Raw genomic sequence first — 6,519 nt, forward strand, 5'->3', positions numbered from 1 at the left:
CCCATGGCCGGTCGTGGCCGAGGTCTGTCAGGACCCCGGCCGCGACCCGCCCGCCGCTGACCACGTCCTCCCGGAGCGGGGGTGTCGTGGTGGTCTCCTAAGGCGTAGAGCTCCTCTCCCGAGGGCTCATCCCATTCGGTTCGACCGTGTACTTGGACGCGGGTGGCGTTACGGGAGGCTCTGCCGCATGATCGTGCCATGACGAGCCCCGCAGCCTTCCGGGACCAGAGCAACTGGTCCGGTGGCTACTACGAGCTGGCCATAGAGGTTGGGTCGAGCGACGACGCCCGGGTTCAAGCCGTTCTGAGTGCTCTGTGGTCCGCCGCGGACGTCCACGGGTGCTTCGGCCGGACCGACCGTGAACCTGGGGAACAGGATCCTGTCCCGTGCACGGTCGGCTCACTGGCCGAGTTCGGGCACCTTCGCGGTCAGGTCCGCCTGCCCACAGGCCAACCGGTCGTGTGTGGTTGTGTGGCCATCCGTGGCGGTGGTGAGAGCGACGATTGGCTGGACTTCTACGTCCCCGTCGGTGCGCTGGACAAGACGGGTCTCTCCTACTGGGACGGTCGGCCGTTCTTCAGATCCGACGTGATGGACGCGTGGCTGGCCGCCATCGGAACCGAAACCTTCGAGAGCGCCCCCTTCAGCCTGGGAGTCATCGGTTTCGATGTCTCCGGCTGTACCGACTCGTCGACGCTGGCGGGGAAGTTGCCGCAGACGCGCGGTATCGGATATCTGCTTCCACGAGGCGGCGTCCTGCACTATGGCGCTGCCAACACCTGAGTCCGTCTGCTTTGGGTGAGGTCGAGCCCTCGGTCGCCGTGCGGCTCGCCCAGTGTGCGCCTGCGAGGTCCGTGACGGGGTGTGGACCTGCTTCGAGAACGAGGCCGGAACCCTGCGATAGAACTCGGCGGGGTATCCACGACGTCCCACGATGCCCTCCTTCAAGGGTCACGTGGCCCCGGCATCCGGAAATCCGGCTCCGAAGAACGCAGGACACACCAGCCTCTAAAGAACCCGGCACGAGACAGTACCGACGATGTCGGCCGCCGTGTCCCGTCCACTGGCAGGAGCACCACGCGTTTCATGAGGGCGCCGAGCAGACCTGCCCATTCAGGGGGCGTCTCGCCCTTGGCGCGTAGCGCGACCAGGAGTCCGGCCAGTTCGGCTGGGTCGGCGGCATTGTCCATGACCTGGCCCATCACCCGTTGGGTATCGACTTCGGCCAGGTCCTGGTTGTTCAAAAGCGCGGCTAGCAGCTCTCGCCAGGATCGACTCACAGAAGGGTCCTTGGGGCGTGTTTCTTTGGAGGGTTCATCACTCTTCCGCGGACAGGATGTACCCCACGCCTTCGTGCTCCCGCACGGCCCATCCTAAAGGGGTCCGGTGGTGTAGATACGGGCTCATCAGCCTCGCTTTGTAGAAGCAAAAACCCCAGGATCCATCTACCCCGGTGAAGTCAGCTAGGTCGCCGAATACTGCCCCTTCAAACAAGACATCTGGCGGGAATCCGGCGTTCGTGAAGTACGCTTCGTATTCGAACTCGGCCTTCTCGAACACGGCGTCTACGTGGAATGAAGAATTCCCAAAATGGGATACACCTTGGAACTTCACACCACGAAACACTGCGCGGCCCTGAAATTTAACCCCTACAAAGTCAGCCCAGTTATCGAACGTGGACCTTTGGAAATATGCGTAGTCATTGAAGATGGCATTCGTGAAGGAAGCGCCGCGTTCGAAGCGCGCCCCGTCCAAGTGCGCGGCCCCACGGAAGACGGCATCGTCGAATTTTGCCTGCCCCCAGACTCGCATACCCTCCATCCGCGTCTCCCCGTGGAATTCGGTTCGGGTAAAATCGATCTGGTCGATCTCCGCGTCCATGAAGAAGAAGTCTTGGAGCAGGGCCCCACCCAGGTCGATGCGCATATCCTCCCAGGGCTTTAAATCGCCGCGAGGACAGCGGCCCTGGTGGAAGTCGTAGCTCGACAGCCTCCGGCTCAATATCTCCTGAGCCTTGCCGCCCACGCGCTGGTTGTCCGTACGCGCTCTCTCGCGCAGAAAATCGCACACGACGCCTACGACCGCTTGCCTGAGGTCGGGAAACTTGCACCCTATAACCTCCAGCTCATCCAGGGCTGCGAGCTGGAATACTAGTGGACTCTCGAACAGCTGCCGGGTGGCCTCGGTCAGGCTAGTGCGAGCTTGGAACATATCACTGCATGCCAGATGAACCTTTCCAGCCTGAATGACAACGCCCGAATTATCACCAACAAAGGAGTTGTGGACTCTTTCATTTTTCATTCCCGCTCCTTATTTCCCACGCGGACCCCTGCACCGAAATCACCGTCTGCGGCCCGCCCATTTTCCGGAGAGCCTTGCTTGCACCCTAGCGCCTGGCAGGCGATGGGATTGTGCTTCAGCAATTTCTCTTCCAAAGCATGAGGTAGGCAGGAAAGCAGCCCCTTGGTCACCGAACCTCTGCCCGTGGTGTGTTCTGCCGGTACCTACTCTTGCTCGCGGGGGTGAGTTGTTCGATGTGTGAGGTCATGTGGTGAGCCATGCGGTCCAAACCTCAGGGTCGGTGCCCACTCCTTCGGGTATGCCCAGGCGGAGCAACGCCCCGGGGTAGAGGACCTCGTAGACGGCGTTGATGCGGGTGGTGTAGACGGCCTCACGCAACAACCATGGTGCAGGCAACCATCGGCAGGCCAGAGTGGGAAACTTCGGGTCGGGCCCGACGAGTTCTCCATGGATGATCCGGCGTCGGAGGAGCCCGGCGATGAGCATCAGACGTTCGTGGTGTCGCGGCTCCCATCTTTCGTCGCTGACGTGGTGGTCTTCCTCCGGATCACCAGCCAGAATGCCCAGCAGGTCCCATCGGGTGGCGGGCGGGTTGTAGTGGACTACTGCCGCGAGCCAGGGCAGGTCGAGCATGCGAGCGGCGTGAGTCCGGTGGTTGCCGTTGGATCCCACGGTGTAGAGGGGGCCTGCCCACGCCGGTATGCGGGTGAGATCGATCGGCCCGCCTTCGAACAGCTCCTCGGTGAAGGCCTCCAGGTTGTCGCTGCCGCGAAGACCATGAGCGATCTGTTCGGGTACCTCGGGGCGGTGTGAGCCGAACTCTCCCCAGGGACGGTTGCCTGTAGCCACGACCAAGGAGGTGGGCACCCAGTAAGCGGTTTGTACGGAGCCTGCGTGATCCCGGTTGATGGGCGCGCCCACATCTCCGAGCTTGTCGGCATCAGCAAGCTGAGGATGGTGGGTGTTGAGCGACTGGGCACGCTCGGCCAGATACTCCTCTACGACCGCGGCTCCGAGCAGGCCCTTGGCCTTGACGCAGGCGGCGATGTGCTCGTCGTAGGCCACACCCCGGCGAGCGAGGAGCTGCTTGATCAGCTGTGAACTGTGAGGCAGGTTCCGGGGAACGGCATGGGGGGTCAAAGGTCGGTCGGCGGTGGTCGGTGCCGGGGCGAAGACGAGTGCGGGCGGGCACTCATGAAAGAACCCGGTGACCGTGTGAGCCGCCGCCCACGGTGTGGGGGCCGCTCCCCACAAGGTCCACGGTACGGTGCCATCGGTGTGGATGGTGCGGGCTTGAAAGGCCCCATCGGGTTGATAGCCGATCGTCCAGCTTGCGGCTTCGGGATCAGTTTCACGGTGTGCCAGTGCGAGATCGGCGTCGAGGAGTTCGCCTCGACGGACGTCGATCCTGTGGCGCAGGACGGCCAGGTCATCACCGGGGTCGAGGCGTAGCCCCGGGGTCGTGTTGGCTTGGCAGATGAGCTTGTAGGCGTCGTTGGCTTCTCGACCGAGGGCGCGTGCGCAGGTGGCGAGATCGGTGAAGTCGACGAACAGATGGGGTTGCTTGAGGTCGTGGTTGATCTGACAGGCTGTGTCGCCGATGAACAGCAGCCGCAGCCGGACACGATCCCATTCGGGTTGATCACCTGTAGGCGCATCGGGGGGCGGGTCGTCGCGGGTGATCAGGGCTCGGGCAAGGATCCAACGTTCCCGTACTGGGATCCACCGGACCAGAAGGGGGATGAGCCAGCGCAGGGTCGCGGCCAGCAACCGTACCGGGTGGGGTAGCACACGGGTGGCACCGTCAGAGCTTCGGCATGGAAATCCTTGGGTGGCCGAGCAGGAGGGGCAGCCGGTCAGGTCCATGGGGGTCAAGGTAGCCGGACAGGCACCCGCGGTGTTGCCCCTTTCGTAAGAAAGCAGGCCATTCCTTGCGGAGTATTTCGTGCCGGCTCTGATGGAGGCTCTGGTGTGTCCTGCGTTTTTCGGGGTCGGATGTCTGGATCCTGGGATCACGTGACCTCAAGGAGGGCATCGTGGGACGTCGTGGATACCGAGTTTCTGGGCGGTCTGGCTGTCGCGAAGCTGGACCTGCTCGAACAGGGCCGCGGCAGTCCTCCGGCGGTGCCGTTGTTCGGTGGCGTCCGTGGCGGCCTCCCGGAACTGCTGGTCATAGGAGTCCTGTCCACCTCGAAACAGGCAATCAACCCTCAATGAGTACAAGGGCCCGACGGACCGGGGACCGGGCCCGCCCCGGTGCCCGCCGGTTCCCTCGCCGGCGGGCACCGGTCGGTGTCAGTCCCCCAGTTCGGCGCGCTGGCGCAGGCCGCCCTCCCGGCCGATCTCCAGGACGGTGTCGATCCCGATCCTGCGCAGGAACCCGTGGTCGTGGCTGACGACCAGGAGCGCGCCGCGGTAGGCGTCGAGGGCCTCGGCGAGCTGCTCGACGCTGGAGGTGTCGAGGTTGTTCGTCGGCTCGTCCAGGACGAGCAGCTGCGCGGGCGGCTCCGCCAGGAGCAGCGTGGCGAGGCAGACGCGGAACCGCTCGCCGCCGGAGAGCGTGGCGACGGGGCGGTCGACGCCGTCCCCGCGCAGCAGCAGGCGGGCGAGCTGGTTGCGGACCTCGCCCGGCGGCGTGCCGGGGGCGACCGCCCGCACGTTCTCCAGCGCGCTCGCGGCGTCGTCAAGGCCGTCCAGGCGCTGGGGCAGGTACCCCACGCGGTCGGTCAGGAGCGTGCCGTGCGCGCGGCCCGGAACCGGATCGCCGCCGTGGACGAGCTGCTGGAGCAGGGTCGACTTCCCGGCGCCGTTGGGGCCGACCAGGGCGACGCGTTCGGGACCCTGGACGACGACGGTGCGTCCCTCGGCGTGGAACTCCGCCAGGCGGCGGCCGCGCGGCACGTCCGGATCGGGCAGCGTGAGGCGGATGTGCTCGTCCTCGCGTACGCGGGCGTCGGCGGCGTCGACCGCGGCCTGCGCGGCCTGGACCTTGTCGTCGAGGGTCGAGCGCATCGCCCCGGCCGAGGCCTGCGCCTTGCTGGCCCGGTTGCCCGCGAGGATCTTGGGGATGCCGCCGTCCTTCTGCGTCCTCCTGGCCGTGCGCTCGCGGCGGGCGAGCTTGGTCTCGGCCTCCACGCGCTGGCGCTTCTCGACCTTGAGGGCCTGCTGCGCGGACCGGGCCGCCTGGACGGCGGAGGCCTGCTCCTGTTCGAGGTGCTCCTTCCAGGCGCTGTAGGGGCCGCCGAACACGTCGAGGCTCCCGGCGTGGAGTTCGGCGGTGCTGTCCATGTGTTCGAGCAGTTCGAGGTCGTGGCTGACGACGACGAGGGTGCCGGGCCAGGTGTCGACGAACGCGGCGAGCCTGGCCCGCGTGGGCCGGTCGAGGTTGTTGGTGGGCTCGTCGAGCAGGGTGATCGGGGTGCGCCGCAGGCGCATGCCGGTGACGGCGATGAGTACCGCCTCACCGCCGGAGACCTGCGCGACGCGGCGGTCGAGGTCGGCGGCGGTGAACCCGATCTCGTGCAGGGCCTCGTCGGCGCGCGCCTCGATGTCCCAGTCGTCGCCGACCGCGTCGAAGTGGCGTTCGTCGGCGTCGCCCGCCTCGATCGCGCGGAGCGCGGCGAGGGTGGCGTCGATGCCGAGCAGTTCGGCGACCGTCGCCTCCGTGCCCAGGGTCAGGGTCTGCGGGAGGTAGCCGACGTCGCCGACCGCGTCGACGCGCCCCGAGGTGGGGCGCAGGTGACCGGCGATCAGGCGCAGCAGGGTGGACTTGCCCGCGCCGTTGCGGCCGACGAGCCCGGTGCACCCGGTCGTGAGGGTGCCGCTCACGTGGTCGATCGCGACCGTGCCGTCCGGCCAGGCGAAGGTGAGGTCGGTGAGTGTGACGGCGGACTTGGTGGACATGCTGGGAGCTCTCCTTGTCCCCGGCGGCGGACGACTCCGTGGTCGGGCCGCGGGGCGGGGTCGATGGCGGGGGAACACGCGAACGCCGGCAGAGTGGTGCCGGGCGGGTGCGTGTTCGACCCGTGGCGGGCCGAAGAGGCGGTCGGATCGGCGTCGCCGCGCGCACGCGGACGAGGCGGAAGCCGTCAACGCGTCAACGGCTCCTTGGCCGTCGCCGCGCGCACGCGGACGGGGTGCCGATCGTCTCCGCTCTCGAAGGCGGGCGGACGTCACCACGCGCACGGGGGCGCGATGGGTGGTCGGCGTCATGGACGC

At 66.7% G+C, this 6,519-nt stretch carries 6 protein-coding genes; 2 read left to right on the forward strand and 4 right to left on the reverse strand.

The annotated features are described in order from the left end of the window. Window positions 1–198 precede the first annotated feature (198 nt). Window positions 199–783, forward strand: coding sequence for a hypothetical protein (locus tag DQW06_RS15235; protein ID WP_198662454.1), 585 nt, complete (start codon window positions 199–201; stop codon window positions 781–783). Between the two features lie 161 nt (window positions 784–944). On the opposite strand, the gene DQW06_RS15240 is transcribed toward DQW06_RS15235, so the two are convergent. From DQW06_RS15240 to DQW06_RS28925, 3 genes are all read right to left on the reverse strand, one after another. Then, a complete protein-coding gene (locus tag DQW06_RS15240; protein ID WP_117198739.1) occupies window positions 945–1,280 on the reverse strand; it encodes a hypothetical protein in 336 nt (111 codons plus the stop codon). A gap of 37 nt (window positions 1,281–1,317) precedes the next feature. Then, on the reverse strand, window positions 1,318–2,301 hold the full coding sequence (locus DQW06_RS15245; RefSeq protein ID WP_117198742.1) for a pentapeptide repeat-containing protein: 984 nt from the start codon (window positions 2,299–2,301) through the stop codon (window positions 1,318–1,320). Between the two features lie 243 nt (window positions 2,302–2,544). After that, the gene (locus tag DQW06_RS28925) at window positions 2,545–4,167 is read right to left on the reverse strand and encodes a hypothetical protein (protein ID WP_157983451.1); all 1,623 of its coding nucleotides are present in this window, start codon (window positions 4,165–4,167) and stop codon (window positions 2,545–2,547) included. A 180-nt stretch (window positions 4,168–4,347) separates the two neighbouring features. Here DQW06_RS28925 and DQW06_RS28930 point away from each other — a divergent pair, with 180 nt between their 5' ends. Beyond that, window positions 4,348–4,518, forward strand: a complete 171-nt coding sequence (locus tag DQW06_RS28930) for a hypothetical protein (protein ID WP_157983452.1) — start codon at window positions 4,348–4,350, stop codon at window positions 4,516–4,518. Between the two features lie 78 nt (window positions 4,519–4,596). Here the strand turns inward: DQW06_RS28930 and DQW06_RS15265 are convergent, their stop codons facing one another. Then, window positions 4,597–6,204: an ABC-F family ATP-binding cassette domain-containing protein gene (locus DQW06_RS15265; RefSeq protein WP_117198750.1), complete on the reverse strand. Its 1,608-nt coding sequence runs from the start codon at window positions 6,202–6,204 to the stop codon at window positions 4,597–4,599. Window positions 6,205–6,519: the final 315 nt, after the last annotated feature.

Source organism: Nocardiopsis sp. TNDT3 (assembly GCF_003427465.1).
Classification (GTDB): domain Bacteria; phylum Actinomycetota; class Actinomycetes; order Streptosporangiales; family Streptosporangiaceae; genus Nocardiopsis; species Nocardiopsis dassonvillei.

Bases quoted from the DNA above. Each gene is read 5' to 3' on its own strand.
- DQW06_RS15235 (WP_198662454.1), top strand. From the start codon at position 199: ATGACGAGCCCCGCAGCCTTCCGGGACCAGAGCAACTGGTCCGGTGGC.
- DQW06_RS15245 (WP_117198742.1), bottom strand. From the start codon at position 2,301: ATGAAAAATGAAAGAGTCCACAACTCCTTTGTTGGTGATAATTCGGGC.
- DQW06_RS28925 (WP_157983451.1), bottom strand. From the start codon at position 4,167: ATGGACCTGACCGGCTGCCCCTCCTGCTCGGCCACCCAAGGATTTCCA.
- DQW06_RS15265 (WP_117198750.1), bottom strand. From the start codon at position 6,204: ATGTCCACCAAGTCCGCCGTCACACTCACCGACCTCACCTTCGCCTGG.